Source organism: Streptomyces hiroshimensis, from assembly GCF_014650335.1.
GTDB classification, from domain to species: domain Bacteria; phylum Actinomycetota; class Actinomycetes; order Streptomycetales; family Streptomycetaceae; genus Streptomyces; species Streptomyces hiroshimensis.
This window is the reverse complement of the sequence record NZ_BMUT01000012.1, coordinates 119673-142336: the sequence shown is the minus strand read 5'-3', so window position 1 is coordinate 142336 and position 22664 is coordinate 119673. Positions and strand designations below refer to the sequence as shown.

At 73.1% G+C, this 22664-nt stretch carries 20 protein-coding genes; 15 read left to right on the top strand and 5 right to left on the bottom strand.

Annotation, left to right across the window (positions count from 1 at the left end):
• Positions 1–74: 74 nt before the first annotated feature.
• From IE241_RS25795 to IE241_RS25785, 3 genes are all read right to left on the bottom strand, one after another.
• Positions 75–782 carry a gamma-glutamyl-gamma-aminobutyrate hydrolase family protein gene (locus tag IE241_RS25795; protein ID WP_190024220.1) on the bottom strand — a complete coding sequence of 236 codons (708 nt, stop codon included), beginning with the start codon at positions 780–782 and terminating at the stop codon, positions 75–77.
• A gap of 93 nt (positions 783–875) precedes the next feature.
• Entirely contained in the window at positions 876–2342 is a 1467-nt protein-coding gene (eat, locus tag IE241_RS25790; RefSeq protein ID WP_190024219.1) for an ethanolamine permease, read from the bottom strand.
• A gap of 128 nt (positions 2343–2470) precedes the next feature.
• Positions 2471–3193, bottom strand: coding sequence for a FadR/GntR family transcriptional regulator (locus IE241_RS25785; RefSeq protein ID WP_190024218.1), 723 nt, complete (start codon positions 3191–3193; stop codon positions 2471–2473).
• Positions 3194–3264: 71 nt separating this feature from the next.
• On the opposite strand from IE241_RS25785, the gene IE241_RS25780 reads away from it, so the two are divergent.
• The 4 genes from IE241_RS25780 (at position 3265) to IE241_RS25765 (ending at position 8215) form a co-directional block, all read left to right on the top strand.
• Positions 3265–4632, top strand: coding sequence for a glutamine synthetase family protein (locus IE241_RS25780; protein ID WP_190024217.1), 1368 nt, complete (start codon positions 3265–3267; stop codon positions 4630–4632).
• Positions 4633–4642: 10 nt separating this feature from the next.
• Positions 4643–6016: an aldehyde dehydrogenase family protein gene (locus IE241_RS25775; RefSeq protein WP_190024216.1), complete on the top strand. Its 1374-nt coding sequence runs from the start codon at positions 4643–4645 to the stop codon at positions 6014–6016.
• A gap of 3 nt (positions 6017–6019) precedes the next feature.
• Positions 6020–6805, top strand: coding sequence for a 3-oxoacyl-ACP reductase (locus tag IE241_RS25770; protein ID WP_190024215.1), 786 nt, complete (start codon positions 6020–6022; stop codon positions 6803–6805).
• 141 nt (positions 6806–6946) lie between these two features.
• Complete coding sequence (locus tag IE241_RS25765; protein WP_190024214.1) at positions 6947–8215, top strand: HAD family hydrolase; 1269 nt, start codon at positions 6947–6949, stop codon at positions 8213–8215.
• 131 nt (positions 8216–8346) lie between these two features.
• On the opposite strand, the gene IE241_RS25760 is transcribed toward IE241_RS25765, so the two are convergent.
• Entirely contained in the window at positions 8347–9567 is a 1221-nt protein-coding gene (locus IE241_RS25760) for an amino acid deaminase/aldolase (RefSeq protein ID WP_190024213.1), read from the bottom strand.
• Between the two features lie 229 nt (positions 9568–9796).
• Here IE241_RS25760 and IE241_RS25755 point away from each other — a divergent pair, with 229 nt between their 5' ends.
• From IE241_RS25755 to IE241_RS25740, 4 genes are all read left to right on the top strand, one after another.
• Positions 9797–10717, top strand: a complete 921-nt coding sequence (locus IE241_RS25755) for a hypothetical protein (protein ID WP_229899801.1) — start codon at positions 9797–9799, stop codon at positions 10715–10717.
• Positions 10714–11901 carry a type VII secretion-associated serine protease mycosin gene (gene mycP, locus IE241_RS25750; RefSeq protein ID WP_190024212.1) on the top strand — a complete coding sequence of 396 codons (1188 nt, stop codon included), beginning with the start codon at positions 10714–10716 and terminating at the stop codon, positions 11899–11901. The genes IE241_RS25755 and mycP overlap by 4 nt, the downstream gene beginning before the upstream one ends.
• A gap of 600 nt (positions 11902–12501) precedes the next feature.
• Positions 12502–13236, top strand: a complete 735-nt coding sequence (locus IE241_RS25745; protein ID WP_190024211.1) for an SseB family protein — start codon at positions 12502–12504, stop codon at positions 13234–13236.
• A 156-nt stretch (positions 13237–13392) separates the two neighbouring features.
• A complete protein-coding gene (locus IE241_RS25740) occupies positions 13393–14244 on the top strand; it encodes an MIP family channel protein (RefSeq protein ID WP_229899835.1) in 852 nt (283 codons plus the stop codon).
• 37 nt (positions 14245–14281) lie between these two features.
• Here IE241_RS25740 and IE241_RS25735 read toward each other — a convergent pair whose 3' ends face one another.
• On the bottom strand, positions 14282–14647 hold the full coding sequence (locus IE241_RS25735) for a DUF1844 domain-containing protein (RefSeq protein ID WP_190024209.1): 366 nt from the start codon (positions 14645–14647) through the stop codon (positions 14282–14284).
• 342 nt (positions 14648–14989) lie between these two features.
• On the opposite strand from IE241_RS25735, the gene infC reads away from it, so the two are divergent.
• From infC to pheT, 7 genes are all read left to right on the top strand, one after another.
• Positions 14990–15649 (top strand): translation initiation factor IF-3, encoded by a 660-nt coding sequence (infC, locus tag IE241_RS25730; RefSeq protein ID WP_106675931.1) that lies wholly within the window; start codon positions 14990–14992, stop codon positions 15647–15649.
• A 126-nt stretch (positions 15650–15775) separates the two neighbouring features.
• A complete protein-coding gene (rpmI, locus tag IE241_RS25725) occupies positions 15776–15970 on the top strand; it encodes a 50S ribosomal protein L35 (protein ID WP_030369870.1) in 195 nt (64 codons plus the stop codon).
• 92 nt (positions 15971–16062) lie between these two features.
• The gene (rplT, locus tag IE241_RS25720; RefSeq protein WP_071964710.1) at positions 16063–16449 is read left to right on the top strand and encodes a 50S ribosomal protein L20; all 387 of its coding nucleotides are present in this window, start codon (positions 16063–16065) and stop codon (positions 16447–16449) included.
• A 139-nt stretch (positions 16450–16588) separates the two neighbouring features.
• The gene (locus IE241_RS25715) at positions 16589–17422 is read left to right on the top strand and encodes a TrmH family RNA methyltransferase (protein WP_190024208.1); all 834 of its coding nucleotides are present in this window, start codon (positions 16589–16591) and stop codon (positions 17420–17422) included.
• A 41-nt stretch (positions 17423–17463) separates the two neighbouring features.
• On the top strand, positions 17464–18636 hold the full coding sequence (locus tag IE241_RS25710; protein WP_190024207.1) for a sensor histidine kinase: 1173 nt from the start codon (positions 17464–17466) through the stop codon (positions 18634–18636).
• 141 nt (positions 18637–18777) lie between these two features.
• Positions 18778–19920 carry a phenylalanine--tRNA ligase subunit alpha gene (pheS, locus tag IE241_RS25705; RefSeq protein ID WP_190024206.1) on the top strand — a complete coding sequence of 381 codons (1143 nt, stop codon included), beginning with the start codon at positions 18778–18780 and terminating at the stop codon, positions 19918–19920.
• Positions 19920–22430, top strand: coding sequence for a phenylalanine--tRNA ligase subunit beta (gene pheT, locus IE241_RS25700; RefSeq protein WP_190024205.1), 2511 nt, complete (start codon positions 19920–19922; stop codon positions 22428–22430). Before pheS ends, pheT begins: the two co-directional genes overlap by 1 nt.
• The last annotated feature ends 234 nt before the right edge of the window (positions 22431–22664 follow it).

The following is a 22664-nucleotide window of genomic DNA, read 5'->3' as shown; positions in this document are numbered from 1 at the left end:
TTCATGGGTGCAGGCACCCATGAACCCCGGGCCGGTGCCGAGCCGAGGGGCGACCCGGGCGCACCCGGAAGCGCTCAGCCGACGGTGGCCGCCTCGACCAGGGCTCGCGTCAGGCGCAAGTCGTCCCGCGCTTCCGGGTGCCACTGGACGCCCACCGCGAAGAGGTCGCCCGGGCGTTCCAGGGCCTCGATGGTGCCGTCCTCCGCGTGGGCCGTGGCGACGAGTCCGTCGCCCAGGCGGGCGACGGACTGGTGGTGGTGCGTGGCGACGTCGCACGGTTCGGGCAGGAGACGGCCCAGGCGGCTGTCCGGGACCGGCTTGACCAGGTGGTCGGTGAAGGCGCCGACGACGGGGTTGTGCTCCTCGTGCCCCACTTCGTCCGGCAGGTGCTGGCACAGCGAGCCGCCGGCGTGCACGTTCATCAGCTGCATGCCGCGGCAGATCCCGAGCACCGGAACGCCCCGCTCCAGCGCGGCGCCCAGCAGCGCCAGCTCCCACGCGTCGCGTTCGGGGACCGGCGCGCCCGCGCGCGGGTGCGGCCGCTCGCCGTAGAGGCCGGGGTCGAGGTCCTCGCCGCCGGCGAGGACGAGGCCGTCCAGCCGCCGCACTATGTCGCCCGCGGCGGCCGGCTCGTCCGGCGGCAGCTGGACGGCGAGGCCGCCGGCCCGCTGGACGTGCTGGGCGTAGGAGGCGGGCAGGAGTGCGGCCGGCAGGTCCCACGCGGCGCCCCAGCGGGCCCGGGTGAGGTAGGTGGTGACGCCGATCAGTGGCTGGCGGGGCATGGAGCGGGTCCTTTCCGTACGTACGTGATCCCGTACGCGATTCCGTACGTGATTCCGTACCTGGTTCCGTACGCTACGACGTCGATCACGTGGTCAGTCGCGGTTCAGTTCCGCCTCCGCCGCGGCGAGCGCCGCGAACTCCTCCTCGGGCGCCCCCGCCACGAGCCGGTGCCGGCTCCAGCAGGCGAAGTACACGGCGGCGACGGCGTAGACGCCGAGGGCGACGAGCGCGGCGGTGACGTCCACCAGGAAGGTCGCCACCAGCGCCGCGCAGGCGAGGACGAAGGCGAGCGCCGAGGTCGCGACGCCCCCGGGCGTCCGGTAGGGCCGCTCCAGCCCCGGCTCGCGGCGCCGCAGCACGATGTGGGAGAGGGACATCAGTGCGTAGGAGACGGTGGCGCCGAACACGGCGACGTTGAGCATCCGCGCCCCGTCCCCGGTCGCCGCCGCGAGCCCGAACCCGAGCGCGCCGGGCACCACCAGGCCCAGCCAGGGGGCCTTGCGGCGGCTGGTGAGGGAGAGGAAGCGGGGGAGGTAGCCGGCGCGCGAGAGGGCGAAGAGCTGCCGGGACCCGGCGTAGATGAGGGAGAAGAAGGAGGCCACGAGGCCTGCGAGCCCCGCGTAGTTGACGATGCGGCCGAGCACGGTGGGGTGCCCGTCCGGCTGGACGGCGGCCACGAGCGGGTTCCCGGCGTCCTTGAGGGCGTCCGCACCGCCCGCGCCCGTCGAGGCGAGGAAGGTCAGGAGCGCGAGGACCAGCAGGATGCCCATGGACGTGGCCATGGCCCGGGGCAGCGAGCGCACGGGGTCCTTGGTCTCCTCGGCCGCGAGCGGCACCCCTTCGACGCCGAGGAAGAACCACATCCCGAACGGGAAGGACGCCCAGATCCCGAGCAGCCCGAACGGCAGCCAGGAGGAGGCCCCGAGGGCGCCGGTGTCGACGGGGATGTCGTGCAGCCGGCCCGCGTCGAAGTCGGTGAACGCCCCCGCCGCGAAGACGAGCAGCGCGGCGACGGCGATGCCGGTGACGACGAAGCTGAAGCGCAGGGCCTCACCCACGCCCCACAGGTGGATGCCGATGAAGATCACGAAGCAGGCCAGGTACACCGGCCAGGACGAGGTGAGCCCGAACAGGCCGAGCGACTCCACGTAGTCGCCGATGAAGAGGGAGATGGCCGCGGGCGCGAGGACGTATTCGATGAGGATGGCGGTGCCGGTGAGGAAGCCGCCCCACGGGCCGAGCGCACGCCGCGCGAAGCCGTAGCCTCCGCCCGCCGTCGGCAGGACGGCGGCCATCTCGGCGAGCGCGAAGACCATACAGGTGTACATCAGCCCCATCAGGGCGGCGGCGACGGCGAGCCCGCCGAACCCGCCGTGCGCGAGGCCGAAGTTCCAGCCGGAGAAGTCGCCGGAGACGACGTAGGCGACGCCGAGGCCGGTGAGGAGCAGGGGGCCGGCGCTGCCGCGGCGCAGCGTGCGCTTCTCCAGGTAGTCCGGGCGCTCCGCCGACCGGCCCGGGGAGCTTGGCGGTGCCGTGGGTGTCTCCGTGCGTTCGGGCATGCTGCCGCTCCCTGCCTCGGGGGGTAAAGGTTTTGCGGCATACCTTTGCCCCGGCGTGGCTGATTCGGCAACCCCCTTGCGTAAAACACTGGTTACGAGAGAGGTCCCTGCGGGTTACGTGGCGGGCGTTACGACAGAAAACCCCGCAGCAGCGCCGCCGTCCCGCAGCAGTGCTCGCGCATCACCTCGCGCGCCGCTTCCGCATCCCCGTCCAGGACCGCCTCCACGAGCGCGGTGTGCTGCAGCTGGGAGTGCTCAAGGTTCCGCACCAGCAGCGGAATGCAGTCCAGCAGGTCGTTGACCGTCGCCCGCACCGCCGCGTAGTGCGCGGCCAGTGACGGGGAGCCCGACAGCTCGGCCAGCGTCAGGTGGAACAGGGTGTCCATGCGCCGGTATTCGGCCAGCGGCGCGTCGTGCGTGGCGGCCAGCGCCGCGCGCAGCCGATCGGCCCCGCCCTCCGGAAGCCCGTGCGCGGCGCACAGCCCGGCCGCGCCCACCTCCAGCACCTCGCGGAAGCGCAGCGTGTCCTCCACGTCCACGTCGGCGACCCGGCGCCGCAGCTCCTCCTCGCCCGCCGTCGCCGGCCGCGCCAGTACGAACGTGCCGCCGTAGCGGCCGCGCCGGCTCTCGACCAGGCCCTGGTCCTGCAGCACCTTGAGCACCTCGCGCAGCGTCACCCGGCTGACCCGCAGGCGGTCGGCCAGCTCGCGCTCGGCGGGCAGCCGTTCCCCCTCGGCCACCAGGCCCAGCCGCATGATCTGCAGTATCTGCTCCAGCGCTTCCTCGAATCCGTTGCCCGCGCGGACCGGCCGCAGCACCGGCGCCAGGCGGTCCGTCGCATGATCGTTCATCTGACCCCTTCCCTTTAATGGTCTACAGCCCTACCTTAAGACCTCCGGTCGCACCGACAGGAGGCATCACTGTGGCAGACCGCACGCCCCCGCTCGCCGTCGAGGAGCTGCGCAGGCTGGTCGACACCGGGGAGATCGACACCGTCGTCCTCGCCTTCACCGACATGCAGGGACGACTCCAGGGGAAGCGGTTCGCCGCCCGGTTCTTCCTCGACGACGTCCTCGACCACGGCACCGAAGGCTGCAACTACCTCCTCGCCGTGGACGTCGACCTCAACACCGTCGACGGCTACGCCATGTCGTCGTGGGAGCGCGGCTACGGGGACTTCGCCATGCGCGGCGACCTCTCCACCCTGCGCCGCACCCCCTGGAACCCCGGCACGGCACTCCTCACCGCCGACCTCGCCTGGCACGACGGCTCGCCCGTCCTCGCCTCGCCCCGGCAGATCCTGCGCCGCCAGCTCGACCGCCTGGCCGAGCACGGCTGGAGCGCGTACGCCGGCACCGAGCTGGAGTTCATCGTCTTCAAGGACACCTATGAGGAGGCCTGGGGCCGCGGCTACCGCGACATGACCCCCGCCAACCAGTACAACTGCGACTACTCCGTCCTCGGCACCGGCCGCGTCGAACCCCTCCTGCGCCGCATCCGCAACGAGATGGGCACCGCCGGGATGACCGTGGAGTCCGCCAAGGGCGAGTGCAACCTCGGCCAGCACGAGATCGCCTTCCGCTACGACGAGGCGCTCACCACCTGCGACCAGCACGCCGTCTACAAGACCGGAGCGAAGGAGATCGCCTCCCAGGAGGGCATGGCGCTCACCTTCATGGCCAAGTACGACGCGCGTGAAGGCAACTCCTGCCACATCCACCTCTCGCTGCGCGACGAGGCCGGGCGGCCCGTCCTCGCCGACGACGAGGGCCCGTACGGCATGTCGAAGACGATGCGGCACTTCCTCGCGGGACAGCTGGCCGCGCTGCGCGACTTCACCCTCCTCTATGCGCCGAACATCAACTCCTACAAGCGGTTCCGGCCCGGCTCCTTCGCGCCCACCGCCGTCGCCTGGGGCCCCGACAACCGCACCTGCGCCCTGCGCGTCATCGGCCACGGCCACTCCCACCGCTTCGAGAACCGGCTGCCCGGCGGGGACGTCAACCCCTACCTCGCCGTGGCGGGCATGGTGGCCGCCGGGCTGTACGGCGTCGAGCACGAACTGGAGCTGCCCGAGGTCTGCACCGGCAACGCCTACGCCGGCGACGCCGAACACGTCCCCGCCACCCTGCGCGAGGCCGCGGCGCTGTGGGAGAAGAGCCCCATCGCACGGGAGGCCTTCGGCGACGAAGTCGTCGAGCACTACCTGCACATGGCGCGTGTCGAGCAGGAGGCGTACGACACGGCCGTCACGGACTGGGAGCGGTTCCGCTCCTTCGAGCGGATGTAAGGACCGCGCCTTGAACGAGCACCAGCACGAGCACCGGATCATCAACCCGGCCACCGAAGAGGTCATCGCCACCGTTCCCGCGGCGACGCCGCAAGACGTCGACGCCGCCGTCAAGCGCGCCGCCGACGCCCAGCGCAGCTGGGCCGCCCTCGCCCCCGGCGACCGCGCCCGCCACCTGCGCCGCTTCGCCGACGCAGTCGACGCACACCTGGAGGAACTCGCACAGCTGGAGGTCCGCGAGGCCGGCCATCCGATCGGCAACGCCCGCTGGGAGGCGGGCAACGCCCGCGACTTGCTGGAGTACGCCGCCGGGGGAGCGGAGCGGCTCAACGGTGCGCAGATCCCCGTCGCCGGCGGCCTGAACGTCACCTTCCACGAGCCGCTGGGCGTCGTCGCCGTCATCGCCCCGTGGAACTTCCCGATGCCCATCGCCGCCTGGGGCCTCGCCCCGGCCCTGGCCGCGGGCAACGCCGTGCTCCTCAAGCCGGCCGAGACCACCCCGCTGACCGCCCTGCGCCTGGCGGCGCTGGCGCTGGAGGCGGGCCTGCCCGAGGGCCTCTTCCAGGTCCTCCCCGGCGCCGGGCCCGTCGCCGGCAACGCCCTCGTGGAGCACCCCGGCGTCGCCAAGGTCGTCTTCACCGGCTCCACCGCCGTCGGCAAGCAGATCATGGCCAAGTGCGCGGCGGGCGTGAAGCGCGTGACGCTCGAACTCGGCGGCAAGAGCCCCAACATCGTCTTCGCCGACGCCGACGTCGAGCGGGCCGCCGCGGCCGCCCCCGGCTCCTTCCTCGACAACACCGGCCAGGACTGCTGCGCCCGCAGCCGCATCCTCGTCCAGCGCTCCGTGTACGACCGCTTCATGGAGCTGCTGGAGCCGGCCGTCAAGTCCTTCACCGTCGGCGACCCGGCGGATCCCGCCACGCAGATGGGCCCGCTGATCTCGGCCGCGCAGCGCGAGCGCGTACGGTCCTACGTCCCCGAGTCCGCCCCCGCCGCCGTCCGCGGCGAGGCCCCGTCGGGCAAGGGCTTCTGGTACCCCGCCACCGTCCTGGAGGGCCGGCCGCAGGACCGTACCGCCGTCGAGGAGATCTTCGGCCCGGTCGCCGTCGTCATCCCCTTCGAGGACGAGGCGGAGGCGGTACGGATCGCCAACGCCACCGACTACGGGCTCTCCGGCTCGATCTGGACCCGTGACGTCTCCCGCGCCGTGCGCGTCTCCCGCGCCGTCGCCGCCGGGAACCTCTCCGTCAACTCCCACAGCAGCGTCCGCTACTGGACGCCGTTCGGCGGCTTCGGCCAGTCCGGCCTCGGCCGGGAACTGGGCCCCGAGGCGCTGGCCGCCTTCACCGAGACCAAGAACGTCTTCATCAGCACCGAGGAGTAATCAGTGACCGACCAGACCCCCGTCTGCCGCCGACTCGTCGGCCGCACCGCCGTCGTGACCGGAGCCGGCAGCGGCATCGGCCTGGCCACCGCCCGCCGCCTCGCCTCCGAGGGCGCCCGCGTCGTCTGCGCGGACATCGACGAGACCGCCGGCAAGGCCGCGGCCGCCGAGACCGGCGGGCTCTTCGTCAAGGTCGACGTCACCAGCCCCGAGGAGGTCGAGGCGCTCTTCAAGACCGCGTACGACACCTACGGCTCGGTCGACATCGCCTTCAACAACGCCGGCATCTCCCCGCCCGACGACGACTCCATCCTCACCACCGGGCTCGACGCCTGGAAGCGCGTCCAGGAGGTCAACCTCACCTCCGTCTACCTGTGCTGCAAGGCCGCCCTGCCCTACATGCAGCGCCAGGGCAAGGGCTCCATCATCAACACCGCCTCCTTCGTGGCCGTCATGGGCGCCGCCACCTCGCAGATCAGCTACACCGCCTCCAAGGGCGGCGTGCTGGCGATGTCCCGCGAGCTCGGCGTGCAGTTCGCCCGCGAGGGCATCCGGGTCAACGCCCTGTGCCCGGGGCCGGTGAACACCCCGCTGCTCAAGGAGCTCTTCGCCAAGGACCCCGAGCGGGCCGCGCGCCGCCTCGTGCACGTGCCCGTCGGCCGGTTCGCCGAGCCCGAGGAGATCGCGGCCGCCGTCGCCTTCCTCGCCAGCGACGACTCCTCCTTCGTCAACGCCGCCGACTTCCTCGTCGACGGTGGCATCGCGGGCGCGTATGTGACCCCGCTGTAGGGTCCATGATCAAACGGTAGGACCGGCTTGCGGGTGCAGACCCCGGAGCCGGTCCCGCCGTGGATTCCCTGCCGGCAGTGGATTCCTGTCAGCGGTGGTTTTCCTGCCACCACACGCACGCACGCACCGCAAAGAGAGCACATGCGCACCAAGTCCGCCATCGTCGTCGGCCTCGCTGCCGCCGCGGCCCTCGCCGCGTCGGTCCCCGCAACCGCGGCCCCCACGCACGACGCCCCCCGCCGCAACTGCCCCCAGCTCGACAAGAAGCTCCCGTGGGCCGGCGACAACCGCGCCAGGCTCCAGAAGATGATCGACGAGCGCGGCACCTGTTCGGGCAAGAACGGCCCCCGCCCCGTCGCCGCGTTCGACTGGGACAACACCGTCGTCAAGAACGACATCACCGACGCCACGCTCGCCTGGGCCCTCAAGCACGACAAGATCCTGCAGCCGAAGAGCTGGAAGGACACCAGCGCCTGGCTCACCCCGGCCGCCGACAAGGCCCTGGCCAAGGCGTGCGGCACGGCCGTGCGCCCCGGCCGGCCGCTGCCCACCTCCAAGAACACCGCCTGCGCCGACGAGATCTTCGAGATCCGCGAGAAGTCGCAGACGATGGCCGGGGAGGCCGCCTTCGCCGGCGACTGGAACCACCGCCGCACCGTGCCCGCCTACGCCTGGATCCCCCAGCTGTTCGCCGGTCACACCCCCGCCGCCCTGACCTCCTTCGCCAAGCAGGCGCGCGCCGAGCAGCTCGCGGCGCCCGTCGGCACCAAGCAGACCGTCGGCACGCACACGCTCGCCGGCTACGTCCGCTACTACGACCAGCAGAAGGACCTCATCCGCACGCTCAAGGCGGCCGGCTTCGACGTCTACATCGTCTCCGCCTCCTCCGAGCCGATCGCCGAGGCCTGGTCGAGCGGCGTGGGCCTGGACGCCAAGCACACCATCGGCATCCGCAGCATCACCAAGCACGGTCGCCTCACCACGGCCGTCAAGGGCTGCGGCGGTGTCGAGACCGGCCGCGGCGACGCCCTGCCGTACATGGACGGCAAGCGCTGCATGATCAACCAGGAGATCTTCAAGATCAAGGGCGCCAAGGCCTGGCAGCAGCAGGACTTCAAGCACCGCATCGCCCTCGGCGCGGGCGACGCCGACACCGACGTGACGTTCGTCAACGACGCCACCGGTGCGCACGTCGCCATCAACCGCAACAAGTCCGAGCTGATGTGCCGCGCCTACGACGACGCGGACGGCCGCTGGGTCGCCAACCCCATGTTCATCGACCCGATGCCGCGCAAGTCCGGCACGTACCCGTGCTCGACGACCGGCGCCACTGCCGAGGACGGCTCGAAGACGCCCGTCCGGCGCGCCGACGGCTCCGTGATCCCGGACCAGGCCGACAAGGCCTTCTGAGGCTCCCCGAGCCGTTCCTGAGGTCCTCGCGTGCTACGGGGACCGGCCCGCCGACGGCGCACCGGTCCCCGTATCCCCTCCTGCCGCAGGAGCATGCCGCACGACCCGGACTCGGATTCAGGGTGCGGGGCTCACAGGAACGTACGGGCCTCGCCGCGGTACGTCGGGACGGTCTCCACCACGCGGTCGCCGTCGACCAGGTGCAGCGCCTCGAAGCGCTCGCACATCTCGCCCGCCTTGGCATGCCGGAACCACACCTTGTCGCCCACCAGCAGGTCGTCGGCGGGCGGCCCGGTCAGCGGCGTCTGCACCTCGCCCGCGCCCTCGCGGGGGTCCAGCCGCAGGCCGGCCGGGAGGTACGGCTGCGGCAGCCGGTCCGCGCCGGCCGCGCCCGACGCCGGGTAGCCGCCGCCCTGGGCGGTCACCACGCCGGGCCCCGGGCGGCGCACCACCGGCAGCGCGAACAGGGCCGCGGGACGGCCGCGGAACGATCTGTAGTGGTCGAACAGCCGTGGCACGAACAGCCCCGAACCGGCCGCCACCTCCGTCACCGCGTCCTCCGCGGCGGTGTGCTGCACACTGCCCGTACCGCCGCCGTTGACGAATTCCAGCTCCGTCACCGCGCGCACGGCCCGCACCGCCTCGGCCCTGCGCACCGCCAGCTCCTTGCGGGCCGCGGCCTGCATCAGCCGGACCGAACGGGAGTACAGGGGCCGGCCTTCCACCGCATCCCCCACACCCGCCACATGCGCCTCGTAGGCCAGCAGGCCCACCAGCCGGAACCCCGGGCGGCGTACGACGGACCGCGCGAGGTCCGCCAGCCGCTCCGGATCGTGCACCGGGGAACGCAGCGCCCCCAGCCGGAGCCTGCCGCCCAGCAGCCGCAGCGAGGTGTCCAACTCCAGGCACACCCGTACCTCTTCGCGCCCCGCCCGGGCGGCGTCGATCAGCGCCAGCTGCGCGGGGTCGTCCACGGTCACCGTGACCGCCCGGGCCAGCTTCGGGTCCGAGGTCAGCTCCGCCAGCCCCGCCCGGTCCGCCGACGGGTACGCCAGCAACACGTCCTCGATGCCCGAACGCGCCAGCCACAGCGACTCGGCCAGCGAAAAGCTCATCACACCCGTGAAGCCGTCCCGGGCGAGCGCACGCTCCAGCAGAGCCCGGCACCGCACGGACTTGCTCGCCACCCGCACCGGCTTTCCCTGCGCCCGGCGCACCAGATCCGCCGCGTTGGCGTCGAACGCCTGCAGGTCGACCACGGCCAGCGGCGCGTCGTAGGAGGCGGTCGCCCGGTCCAGACGGGCCCGCTCGGCGCTTGCGCATGCGACGGGAGGTGCGGCGGGAAGGCGCATGGGGCGCAGCTTGCCAGAGGCGTCCGGAGCTGGATAGGGGCCCTGCACGGGCGAGATGGCAGCGCCCGCCGCCCGCCCCGTAGAGTGGCGCCCACGCCGTGGGCCGCAGCCCGGCGGCGTGATGTCCGGATACGAACCGGCCTGTCCCGAACGGTGGACGGGCCCGGGGGAGCCCCTGGACGGTACGGGGAAACGGCACGGGGAATCGGCTCACGAGGGGGAGCACAGGGTGAGCACCGAAACGGACTCCGCTCCCGCGCTGCCCGTCCGCCCCCTCCCGGCCTCCTCGTACTTCGCGTCCCGGCCGCCCCAGCCGCCCCGGCCGCCGCAGTCACCCCTGCCGCCCCGGCCGCCCCGCCCTCCGCACGTGCCGCAGCCGGCCGGCGGCCGGGGCGGCAGCGCCCGCACGCTGACCGCCGCCGCCTGCCTCGTGCTCGGCCTCGGGCTCATCGGCGGCGCCGTCGCCGGGAGTTGGCTCGCGGACGGCACCGGCGGCGGCACCGCGGCCGAACGCGCCTTCACACGCGGCGGCACGCTCTGGCGGACCGTCCCCGTCGACGAGCTCTTCCCGCCCGCGCTGCGCGGCGACGCCGCAGGCCCCGGCGGCGCCGAACGTCAGTGGACCCGGATCGGCGTCGCCCCCGACAGCGGGTGCGAAGAGGCCTTCGACCCCCTCCTGGAGAAGGCGCTCGCCCCCGTCGGCTGCGCGCGGCTGCTGCGTGCCACCTACACCGACGCCACCTCCACCGCCGTCACCACCGTCGGACTGCTCGTCACATCCGCCGACAGCCGGGGGATGCGCGACCTGCGCCGGCGCTTCGCCGACGAACGGCTCGACGAGCGCACCGATCTGATGCCCCGCCCGTACGCGCCCCGCGGCACCGTCGCCGAGCGCTTCGGCGCGGCGCAGCGCGCCAGCTGGTCCGTCAGCGTCCTCACCGACGCCCCCGCCGTCGTCTACGCCGTGACCGGCTTCGCCGACGGCCGCACCGGCACGCCCCCGCAGCCCGCCGCCCTCGCCACCCGCCCCGGCGCCACCACCGCCCCCGCCCAGGCAGGCCTCGGCCACGAGGCCGCCGCCCTCGCCGGGCGCGTGGAGGCGGGCTTCCGGCGGGCCCTGCGCGGGAGCGGCCGGGAGGACGCGCGATGACCGCGCCCGGGCGCCCCCGAGCCCTGGCCGCGGCGGTCCTCGCCGCCGCGCTCGCCGTGCTGCCGGCCGCCGGGAGCGCGCACGCCGACTCCATACGCGTCCAGGAATGGGCCCTCGACGCCCTCCACACCGAAGAGGCCTGGCAGACCACCAAGGGCGCGGGCGTCACCGTCGCCGTCCTCGACACCGGCGTCGACGACGGCCACCCCGACCTCGCCGGGCAGGTGCTGCCCGGCAAGGACCTCATCGGCTTCGGCGCCGGCCCCGGCGACCGCGCCTGGGCCCGGCACGGCACCGCCATGGCCGGGATCATCGCCGGCCGGGGGCACGGCGCGGACGGCGCGGACGGCGTGCTCGGCGTCGCCCCCGAAGCGAAGATCCTTCCCGTCCGGGTGATCCTGGAGGACGGCGACCCCTCCCGGGCCAAGGCCCGCAGCGGGCGCGGGAGCGCCCTCGCCGAGGGCATCCGCTGGGCCGCCGACCGCGGCGCCGGCGTCATCAACCTCTCCCTCGGCGACGACAGCGAGACCGCCCACCCCGAGCCGCAGGAGGACGCCGCCGTCCAGTACGCCCTGGGCAAGGGCGCCGTCGTCGTCGCCTCCGCCGGGAACGGCGGCGAGCAGGGCGACCACGTCTCCTACCCCGCCGCCTACCCCGGCGTCATCGCCGTGACCGCCGTCGACCGCTACGGCAGCCGGGCCGCGTTCTCCACGCGCCGGTGGTACGCGGCCGTCAGCGCGCCCGGCGTCGACGTCGTCATCGCCGACCCCGACCGGCGCTACTACGAGGGCTGGGGTACGAGCGCCGCGGCCGCCTTCGTCTCCGGCGCCGTCGCCCTGGTCCGCTCCGCGCACCCCGGCCTGAGCCCCGCCCAGATCCGCAAGCTGCTCGTGGACACGGCCCGCGACGCGCCGCCGGGCGGGCGCAGCGATGCGCTCGGGGCCGGGGTCGTCGACCCGGCCGCCGCGATCGCCCGCGGCGCGACCCTGACCCCCGAAGGCACGGGCCCCCGCGTCACCCGCGAGTACGGCAGCCCGTACTTCGGCGGCACCGACCCGTCGGCCCGGTCCGCCGCGCAGACGCCGGACTCCCCGGACTACACGGCCCCGGCGGCGGGCGCCCTGGGGGCCCTCCTGGTAGCAACAGCCGCCACCCTGTGGCGAGGCCGCCGCCGCACAGCGTGAGCGCTCCGCTTCGGCAGCGACTCCGGGGCGCCCCGGACGCCCTCCGGCCGGTCCGGCACCGCCGGATCGCATCGTCGTGGCTGCGCGCCGCGGCGGCGGAGCGAAGATGCGGATCCTGTAGGGACAGGAAGCTCCCGGCCTCTGCCCGTCCCGGGCGCCTCACGCCACCGCGGGCCGGTCCGGCACCGCCGGATCCCAACGTCGTGGCTGAGCCCCGCTGCGGCGGAAACAAATGCCCGGCCCAAGGGCATGGAGCTTCGCCAGGCCGTGGCCTGGCAGCACCCGCCGGGTGCCGCGCCACTCTCCGCCGCCGCGACGGAGCCCACGCGGTGCGGTCCGGCGGTGCCGGACACACTCCCCGCCGCGACGGCGAGTCGGCCCGCGGTGCGGCCGGGCGGTGCCTGCCCGGGCATTCTTGCTCCCGCCGCGACGGCGCTCAGCCCACCCAGCGCAGTCCGGCGGTGCCGGACACGCCTCCCGTCGTGACAGCTAGCCGTCCCCGGACGGCAGGTCCGGTCGTATCGACTCCCCCGGCCGGCAGGCCCGTCCGTAGCCATGGGGCGCCCCGCGTCGGAATGGGGCGCCCCATAGACTCTCGGGGTGGCGCTCAAGAACATTCCTGATCCCGGGTTCTCCGACGACGACGGTTCCGCCGATGCGGAGCTGACCGCCGCGCTGGCCGCGTGGGCCGGTGACCGTGGCGCCGAGCCGCGCGTCCTCGCCGCGCTGCGCGGTGCGCGCCTGCTCGTTCCCGTCGTGGCCGTGCTCGGCGAGGTCGAGACGGGGCCGGACGGGCTGAAGCGGGAGAAGACCAGCGACATGGCCGTGCCGACGCTGCAGGCGCCGGACGGCCGCAAGGCGCTGCCGGCCTTCACGTCCATCGAGTCGCTGGCCCGCTGGCGCGCGGACGCACGGCCCGTGGCCGTACCCCTGCACCAGGCGCTGCAGGCGGCCGCCCACGAGAAGGCCGACACGATCGTCCTGGACATGGCGGGCCCGGTGCCGTACCAGCTGACGGGCCCCGCCCTGCTGGCCCTGGCCGAGGGCCGCGAGAGCACCGACCCCCTGGCCGACCCCGCGGTCGCGGAGGCGCTGCGCGCCGTCCTCGCGGCCGAGCAGGCCGTGCGCCGCGCCCACCTGGCCCCCTCGCAGGACGCGGACGGCACGCTGGCGCTGGCCCTGGCGGACGACGCCGAGGTCTCCGCCGCGGTGCAGCGCATCGCGCAGGCACTGGCCTCCGACGACGTCCTGCGGGCCCGCCTCGTCCGCGGCCTCGACCTGGCCCTGCTGCCCGCCGGCGCCTCCGTCCCCGGGGAGCCGCTCTTCACCCGCTAGCCGAGGTCCGCTAGCCCAAGTCCGCTCGGCGAGGCCCGCTCGCCGAGCCCCAGCCGACAGGCGCCCCGCCGTGGATCGACCGACAATGCGAAGAGGTCCACGAGATCCCTGGAGGACGCCATGGACGTGAAGCTGGGGGCCGCAAGTCTCGACTCCGTGGAGACGAGAACCGTCGCCGCCGAGTTCCTCGGCACTTTGCTGCTGGTCTTCTTCGCCGTCGGCTCCGCGGTCCTCGCGGCCGACTACATCGGGGTCCTCGGCATCGCCCTGGCCTTCGGCTTCACCCTGCTGGCCCTCTGCTACGCACTGGGCCCGGTCTCGGGCTGCCACGTCAATCCGGCGGTGACGCTCGGCATGCTGCTGGAGCGCCGGATCGCCGCCCGCACGGCGATCGAGTACTGGGTCGCGCAGCTGCTCGGCGGCATCGTGGGTGCGGCGCTGCTGTTCCTGCTGGCCAAGCAGGTGCCGGGGCTCAAGACGCACGGCGCGTTCGGCAGCAACGGCTGGGGCAACCGCTCGGCCGTGCACCTGAACACGGGCGGCGCGTTCCTCGCGGAGGTCGTCCTGACCTTCCTGCTGGTCTTCGTCGTGCTCGCGGTGACCCACAAGATCGCCCTGGTGGGCTTCGACGGGCTGCCCATCGGCCTGGCCCTCGCGGTGATCCACCTGGTGGGCATCCCGCTGACGGGCACCTCGGTCAACCCGGCGCGGAGCCTGGGCCCGGCGCTGTTCGCGGGCGGGGGCGCGCTCTCGCAGCTGTGGCTGTTCATCATCGCGCCGCTGATCGGCGGCGCACTGGCGGCCTGCGCGCACCGGCTCACCCATCCGCCGCTGGGTCCGGCCAACCTGGCGGACGACCTGGCGCTTCCGCACTACCCGAAGGGGCCGACGACGGCCGCGCACCCGACGGAGGAACGCCCCGAGCCGCGGGAGGACCGCGACGACGGGGACGAGGGCGGGGAGGGCGGGGAGCGCCCCGGTCGGCCGGGCCCGTCGGGCATCGCCTGACCGGGGCGCCGAAAACCGGGGCGCTAAAGAGGGGGGCTCAGCCGAAGACGGGGCCCGTGTACTTCTCGCCGGGCCCCTGACCCGGCTCGTCCGCCACGACGGACGCCTCGCGGAAGGCCAGCTGGAGCGACTTCAGGCCGTCGCGCAGCGGCCCGGCGTGGAAGTTGCTGATCTCGGTGGCGCTCGCGGTCACGAGCCCGGCGAGCGCGGTGATCAGCTTGCGGGCCTCGTCGAGGTCCTTGTGCTGCTCGCCCTCCTCGGCCAGGCCGAGGTTGACCGCCGCCGAGCTCATCAGGTGCACCGCGACCGTGGTGATCACCTCGACCGCGGGGACGTCCGCGATGTCACGGGTCATGGTGTCGAAGTCGGGGTTCTCGGGGGTGGCGGGGTTCGCGTCGCTCATGGCGCCCACGATACGTGGCGCGACCGGCCGCCCCGCGTGCCGGTGCCGAATCGGTTTGTCACCGGTTAGCACGCCTGCTCCACAGCTGCTAGAGTTGTGGATCGACCGGCTGGACACTCCCGTGCCCGGCCCACAAGTGGAGCTCCGTTCTCCCACCTCGCCCGGCCTGAAGGCCGGCAGGTCTCCGGTCAGGCGGCGCCCATCGTTCCGTACGGACGATGGAGCTGCCCGATGCGCCCCGCGGCATGCCGTGGCGGTGTTCCGGTTTTATGGAGCCCCGCCTGTGTCCCGTCGGGGCATTTTTGTTGCACCGGCGCGGTTGGTCTTACGAAAAGACGTTACGTGGCCGCCCGCCAGGCCGCCGCGTGGTGCTACCGAGGAGGATCCATCAGCGCCGAGCCCCGCATCAACGACCGGATTCGAGTCCCCGAGGTGCGACTTGTCGGTCCCAGTGGCGAGCAGGTCGGCATCGTGCCGCTTGCCAAGGCACTGGAGCTTGCGCAGGAGTACGACCTCGACCTCGTCGAGGTGGCGGCGAACGCCCGTCCGCCGGTCTGCAAGCTCATGGACTACGGGAAGTTCAAGTACGAGTCGGCCATGAAGGCCCGTGAGGCGCGCAAGAACCAGGCGCACACGGTCATCAAGGAGATGAAGCTCCGGCCGAAGATCGACCCGCACGACTATGACACCAAGAAGGGTCACGTCGTCCGGTTCCTCAAGCAGGGCGACAAGGTCAAGATCACGATCATGTTCCGTGGTCGCGAGCAGTCCCGGCCGGAGCTCGGCTACCGACTGCTGCAGCGTCTCGCGGAAGACGTCCAGGACCTCGGTTTCGTCGAGTCGAACCCGAAGCAGGACGGCCGCAACATGATCATGGTCCTCGGTCCGCACAAGAAGAAGACCGAGGCGATGGCCGAAGCCCGCGAGGCACAGGCCGCCCGTAAGGCGGAGCGCTCCGGCGCCTCGTCCGCGGACGCCGCCGAGGAGCCCGCAGAGGCGTGATCCGGGGGCGCCCCGCGCCCCGGATGACCCCCCGGGGCATCCGCCCCGGACACCACCGAAACAGATGACACTCCTGTACGCCCTGATACGGCGGGGGGAGTGCCACGACGAGGAGAGAACGGCGCTATGCCGAAGAACAAGACGCACAGCGGTGCCAAGAAGCGCTTCAAGGTCACCGGCTCCGGCAAGGTCCTGCGCGAGCGCGCCGGCAAGCGCCACCTGCTCGAGCACAAGTCGTCCCGCCTGACGCGTCGCCTCACCGGCAACGCCGAGATGGCCCCGGCCGACGCCAAGAAGATCAAGAAGCTTCTCGGCAAGTGACGTTCCGGCTTCGGCCGCACGTCCACACCGGGACCCAATCGAATTCGGGTCGTGTGAGAATCCACCACGGCCCCGCTACAAGGAGTTAACAAGTGGCACGCGTCAAGCGCGCAGTCAACGCGCACAAGAAGCGTCGGGCGATCCTCGAGGCGGCCAGCGGTTACCGCGGCCAGCGGTCGCGTCTGTACCGCAAGGCCAAGGAGCAGGTCACCCACTCCCTGGTCTACAACTACAACGACCGCAAGAAGCGCAAGGGCGACTTCCGTCAGCTGTGGATCCAGCGCATCAACGCCGCTGCCCGCCAGAACGGCATGACGTACAACCGCCTGATCCAGGGTCTGAAGGCCGCCAACATCGAGGTGGACCGCAAGATCCTGGCCGAGCTGGCCGTCAACGACATGAACGCGTTCGCCGCGCTCGTCGAGGTCGCCCAGAAGGCCCTGCCGGCCGACGTGAACGCCCCGAAGGCCGCTGCCTGAACCGGCGCCCCGAGGCTGTAGCGACGCGGACCCGCAGGCCCCAGGCCTGCGGGTCCGCTCGCGTCCGGGCCTTGATCGCCCGCCGGCGCCCCACGGGCCCGGCACCGCACCGCGCACACCCGCAACCGAAAGTGAGCCCATGGCGGCCCCCGAGCTGACCTCCCTGCGATCTCACCGTGTCGTCGCGGCCCGCCGACTGACCAAGCGCAGCTTCCGCGCCAAGGAACGCCGCTTCCTGGCCGAGGGGCCGCAGTCCGTCCGCGAGGCCGTCGATCACCTGATCGAGGTCTATGTGACGCCGGACGCCGCCGAGCGCCACGCGGACATCGTCGCCGCCGCCCTCGCCGCCGGCGTGCCCGTGCTGACCGCGACGGACGAGGTCATCGCGGAGATGTCCGACACCGTCACCCCGCAGGGCATCGTCGGCCTGTGCCGCTTCCTGGACACGCCCTTCGAGGAGATCCTGGCCGGCCGGCCCCGGCTGGTCGCCGTCCTCGCCCACGTGCGCGACCCCGGCAACGCCGGCACGGTCCTGCGCTGCGCGGACGCCGCCGGCGCGGATGCCGTCGTGCTCACCGACGCCTCCGTGGACCTCTACAACCCCAAGGCCGTACGGGCCTCCGTCGGCTCCCTCTTCCACCTGCCGGTCGCCGTGGGCGTCCCCGTGGAGCAGGTGGTGAGCGGACTGCAGGGCGTCGGCGCCCGCATCCTCGCCGCCGACGGCGCGGGCGACCGCGACCTGGACGCCGAGCTGGACCGCGGCACCATGGGCGGCCCCACGGCCTGGGTCTTCGGCAACGAGGCATGGGGCCTGCCCGAGGAGACCCGGGCGCTGGCGGACGCCGTGGTGCGCGTGCCGATCCACGGAAAAGCCGAGAGCCTGAACCTCGCGACCGCCGCCGCGGTGTGCCTCTACGCCTCCGCCCGTGCGCAGCGTGCAGCCGGAGGGTGCCGCTCCGTGACCTTCAGCTAGTAGGGTTGCCTCCCGGGGGGAGTCGGGAGGGGGTGCGGATGATGAACGTCAGGACTTCCGGAAGCGTGGCCGACGCCACTCCGGCGGCGGCCGGTGCGCCGCACGGGTCCCACGAGCCGGACGACCCCCTCGTACAGGGGCTCACCGGGCTCTGCCTGCACCCCGACGACCTCCCCGACGGCCTCGTCGTCGCCGATGAGGACGGCCGCGTCACCTGCTTCAACGCCGCCGCCTCCCGCATCACCGCGGTCCGGCCCGACGAGGCGATCGGCCGCCCCCTGGAGAGCGCCCTCCCCCTGGAGGACCTGGACGGCCGCCGCTGGTGGCCGCTGACCGACCCCTACGGCGGGCCGGCCACCCGCGTGGGCCAGCCCGAGCGGAATCTTCTGCTCCCCGGCGGCCGCGAGGTCCTGGTCTCCGCGCGCTTCGTCCGCGAGCGGCCCACCGGCCCCGTCCGCCGCCTGGTGATCCAGCTGCGCGGCACCGATGCCCGCCGCCGCACCGAGCGCAGCCACGCCGAGCTGATCGCCACCGTCGCCCACGAGCTGCGCTCTCCGCTGACGTCCGTCAAGGGCTTCACGGCCACGCTGCTCGCCAAGTGGGAGCGCTTCACCGACGACCAGAAGCGGCTGATGCTGGAGACCGTCGACGCCGATGCGGACCGCGTCACCCGGCTGATCGCCGAGCTGCTCGACATCTCCCGGATCGACTCCGGCCGGCTGGAGCTGCGCCGCCAGCCCGTCGACATCGTCGCCGCCGTCCGCCGCCACGTCCAGGCGTACACCACGGCCGGCCACCGCGCCGACCGCTTCGAGGTCAAGGTCACCGATCCGCTCCCCGCGCTCTGGGCCGATCCCGACAAGGTCGACCAGGTCCTCGGCAACCTCCTGGAAAACGCGGTGCGCCACGGCGAAGGACGCGTCACGATAGAGGTGGCGCCGGCGCTGCTGAAGGCACGCGCGGAGGACACGGAGGGAACGGCGGTCACCGTGAGCGATGAGGGGCCCGGGATCCCGGAGGAGTCGATGAGCCGCGTCTTCACCCGCTTCTGGCGGGGCAGCAAGCGCGGCGGCACCGGCCTCGGCCTCTATATCGTCAAGGGCATCGTCGAGGCCCACGGCGGCACGATCACCGTGGAGCGGGCCGCCAGCGGTGGCGCCCGGTTCCGATTTACGTTGCCCGTGGGCGCCCCGGCCTTTCTCTCACAGGCCTGAGCGGGCGGCCCGCGGGCCCACCGACCCCCATGCGCCCCTTAGACTCGACCTTTGGCACCTTTGGCACGACCTTGGCACCCATCCGTCGGGCAAAGCCGCGCAGCGAAGCGAAGCCATCCAGAACCGGAAGCACGGGAAGAGATGTCCGCACCCAATAAGTCGTATGACCCTGTCGAGGTCGAGGCACTGAAACCGGAAGAGATCGAGCGCATGCGGGACGAGGCGCTCGCCGCCGTCGCCGCGGCCGCCGACCTCGACGCCCTGCGCGAGGTCAAGGCCGCGCACGCCGGTGACCGCTCGCCCCTCGCCCTCGCCAACCGCGAGATCGGCGCCCTGCCGCCGCACGCCAAGGCCGAGGCCGGCAAGCGCATGGGCATGGCCCGCGGTGCCGTGAACAAGGCTTTCGCCGCCCGCCAGGCCGAGCTGGAGGCGGAGCGCGACGCCCGCGTGCTGGTCGAGGAGGCGGTGGACGTCACCCTGGCCTACGACCGCACCCCGGCCGGCGCCCGCCACCCCATCACGACCCTCAGCGAGCGCATCGAGGACGTCTTCGTGGCCATGGGCTACGAGGTCGCCGAGGGCCCCGAGGTCGAGGCGGAGTGGTTCAACTTCGACGCCCTGAACATCGCGCAGGACCACCCGGCCCGCGCCATGCAGGACACCCTCTTCGTCCAGGCCCCGGGCACGAAGGCCCAGGCCTCCAGGCACGAAGCAGCGTCCGGCGTCGTGCTGCGCACCCACACCTCCCCGGTGCAGGTCCGCACGATGCTCGACCGCGAGCCGCCGGTCTACGTGATCTGCCCCGGCCGCGTCTACCGCATGGACGAGCTGGACGCCACGCACACGCCGGTCTTCACCCAGGTCGAGCTCCTCGCCATCGACGAGGGCCTGACCATGGCCGACCTCAAGGGCACCATCGAGCACATGGTGCGCTCGCTGTTCGGCGAGGGCCTGACCACGCGCCTGCGCCCGAACTACTTCCCCTTCACCGAGCCCTCGGCCGAGCTGGACATGCAGTGCTATGTCTGCCGCGGCGAGTCGGCCGGCAACCCCGACCGCCCCTGCCGCACCTGCTCCAGCGAGGGCTGGATCGAGCTGGGCGGCTGCGGCATGGTCAACCCCCGTGTGCTGACCGCCGCGGGCATCGACCCGCAGAAGTACAGCGGCTTCGCCTTCGGGTTCGGCATCGAGCGACTGCTGATGTTCCGCCACAACGTCGAGGACATGCGAGACATGGTCGAAGGTGACGTGCGCTTCACCCGGCCGTTCGGGATGGAGATCTGATGCGCGCCCCGCTTTCCTGGCTGCGGGAATACGTCGACCTGCCGGCCGGTGAGACCGGTCGCGACGTGCAGGCCAAGCTGATCGCCGCGGGTCTCGAGGTCGAGCGCGTCGAGCGCCTCGGCGACGGACTCAAGGGCCCCCTGGTGGTCGGCCAGGTGCTGACCATCGAGGAGCTCGAGGGCTTCCGCAAGCCGATCCGCTTCTGCACCGTCGACGTCGGCACGGCCAACGGCACCGGTGAGCCGCAGGAGATCGTCTGCGGCGCCCGCAACTTCTCCGTCGGCGACAAGGTCGTCGTCGTGCTGCCCGGCGCCGTCCTGCCCGGCGACTTCGCCATCGCCGCCCGCAAGACCTACGGCAAGACCTCGCACGGCATGATCTGCTCCGGCGAGGAGCTGGGCATGGGCGACGACGGCACGCACGGCATCATCGTGCTGCCGCAGGAGTACGAGCCCGGCACCGACGCCATCGAGCTGCTCCAGCTCGTGGACGAGGTCCTCGACATCGCGGTCACCCCCGACCGCGGCTACTGCCTGTCGATGCGCGGCATCGCCCGCGAGGCCGCCACCGCCTACGGCCTGCCGCTGCGCGACCCGGCCCTGCTGGACGTGCCCGCGCCCAACGCCTTCGGCTACCCCGTCAAGGTCGCCGACCCGGCCGGCTGCGACCGCTTCACGGCCCGCACGGTCACCGGTATCGACTCCGAGGCCCGCTCCCCGATCTGGCTCCAGCGCCGCCTGCAGAAGGCCGGCATGCGCCCGATCTCGCTGGCCGTCGACATCACCAACTACGTGATGCTGGAGCTCGGCCAGCCGCTGCACGCCTACGACCGCTCGCGCCTCGACGGCCCGATCGGCGTCCGCCGTGCCGAGCGCGGCGAGAAGCTGACCACCCTCGACGGCACCAAGCGCGTCCTGGACCCCGAGGACCTGGTCATCACCGACAACCGCGGCCCGATCGGGCTCGCGGGCGTCATGGGCGGCGCCGAGACCGAGATCGGCGACCACGCGGCCGGTGAGGGCACCACCGAGGTCGTGATCGAGGCGGCGCACTTCGACCCCGTCGTCATCGCCCGCGCCGTCCGCCGCCACAAGCTGCCCTCCGAGGCGTCCAAGCGCTTCGAGCGCGGCGTCGACCCGCAGGCGGCCTCCGCGGCCGCCCAGCGCACCGCCGACCTCCTCGTGCTGCTCGCGGGCGGCACCGCCGAGGCCGGCGTGACGGAGTTCGCCGCCCCCAGCGGCCCGCGCACGATCGCCATGCGCGCGGACCACCCGGACCGCGTCGCCGGTGTCGAGTACGGCCGCGAGACCGTCGTCCGCCACCTCCAGGAGGTCGGCTGCGACGTCTACGGGCAGGACGAGCTGATCGTCACCGTCCCGAGCTGGCGCCCGGACCTCACCGACCCGAACGACCTCGCCGAAGAGGTCATCCGGCTCGAGGGCTACGAGAACCTGCCCGCCACCCTGCCGGCGCCCCCCGCCGGCCGCGGCCTGACCCACCGGCAGCGGCTGCACCGCCGCGTCGGCCGGGCGCTGGCCGGCGCGGGCTACGTCGAGGTGCTCAACTACCCCTTCGTCGGGGACTGGGCGCTCGACCACCTGGGCCTGGAGGCCGATGACCCGCGCCGCACCACGGTGCGCCTGGTCAACCCGCTCTCCGAGGCCGAGCCGGCGCTGCGCACCACGATGCTGCCGGGCCTGTTCACGGCCCTGCGCCGCAACGACAGCCGTGGCGAGCACGACCTGGCCCTCTTCGAGACCGGCCTCGTCTTCCTGCCCACCGGCGAGGAGACCACCCCGGTCCGGCTGCCCGTCGACCGCCGTCCCACCGACGAGGAGATCGCCGGCCTGAACGCCGCGCTGCCCCGGCAGCCGCGCCGCGCCGCCGCCGTCCTCGCCGGGGCCCGCGAGCTCGACGGCTACTGGGGCAAGGGCCGTCCGGCCGGCTGGGCGGACGCCGTCGAGGCCGGCCGTACGGTCGCGCGCGAGGCGGGCGCCGAGCTGATCGTCCGTCAGGACCAGCGGGCGCCGTTCCACCCGGGTCGCTGCGCCGCGTTCTACGCCGTGGTCGACGGCGCCGAGGTGTTCGCCGGCTCCGCCGGTGAGCTGCACCCGCGCGTCGTGAAGGCCTTCGGCCTGCCGGAGCGCACCTGCGCCATGGAGATCGACCTCGATGTCCTGCAGCAGGCCGGCGCCGGTGCCGTCGAGGCCCCGCAGGTGTCCTCCTTCCCGGTGGCCACGCAGGACGTCGCGCTCGTCGTGGACGCCTCGGTGGCGGCCGCCGACGTCGAGGCCGCGCTGCGGTCCGGCGCGGGCGAGCTGCTCGAGTCGCTGCGCCTGTTCGACGTCTTCACCGGCGAGCAGATCGGCGCGGGCAGGAAGTCGCTCGCGTACGCGCTGCGCTTCCGCGCGGCCGACCGCACGCTGACGGCCGAGGAGGCCTCGGGCGCGCGCGACGCCGCCGTGGCCGCGGCCGTCGAGCGCACGGGCGCGGTGCTGCGCGGCGCCTGACGTCGCAGACATCGTGTGACACCACGTGACACTGCGTGACCGCCTGCCGGGCGGAAGGCCGCGGCTGAAAACAGTTGGAAGCAGCTGGAAGAAGCCGGGGAAAACGCAGGACATCGCGGCCTGAACGAGGGGCGCATCCGGTGAACCGGATGCGCCCCTCTCGCGTTTCCTCACTCAAGAGTGTCCGAATATCACTCAATAGGGTGGAAATGAAGGTCCGGGTCGTTACTTAGC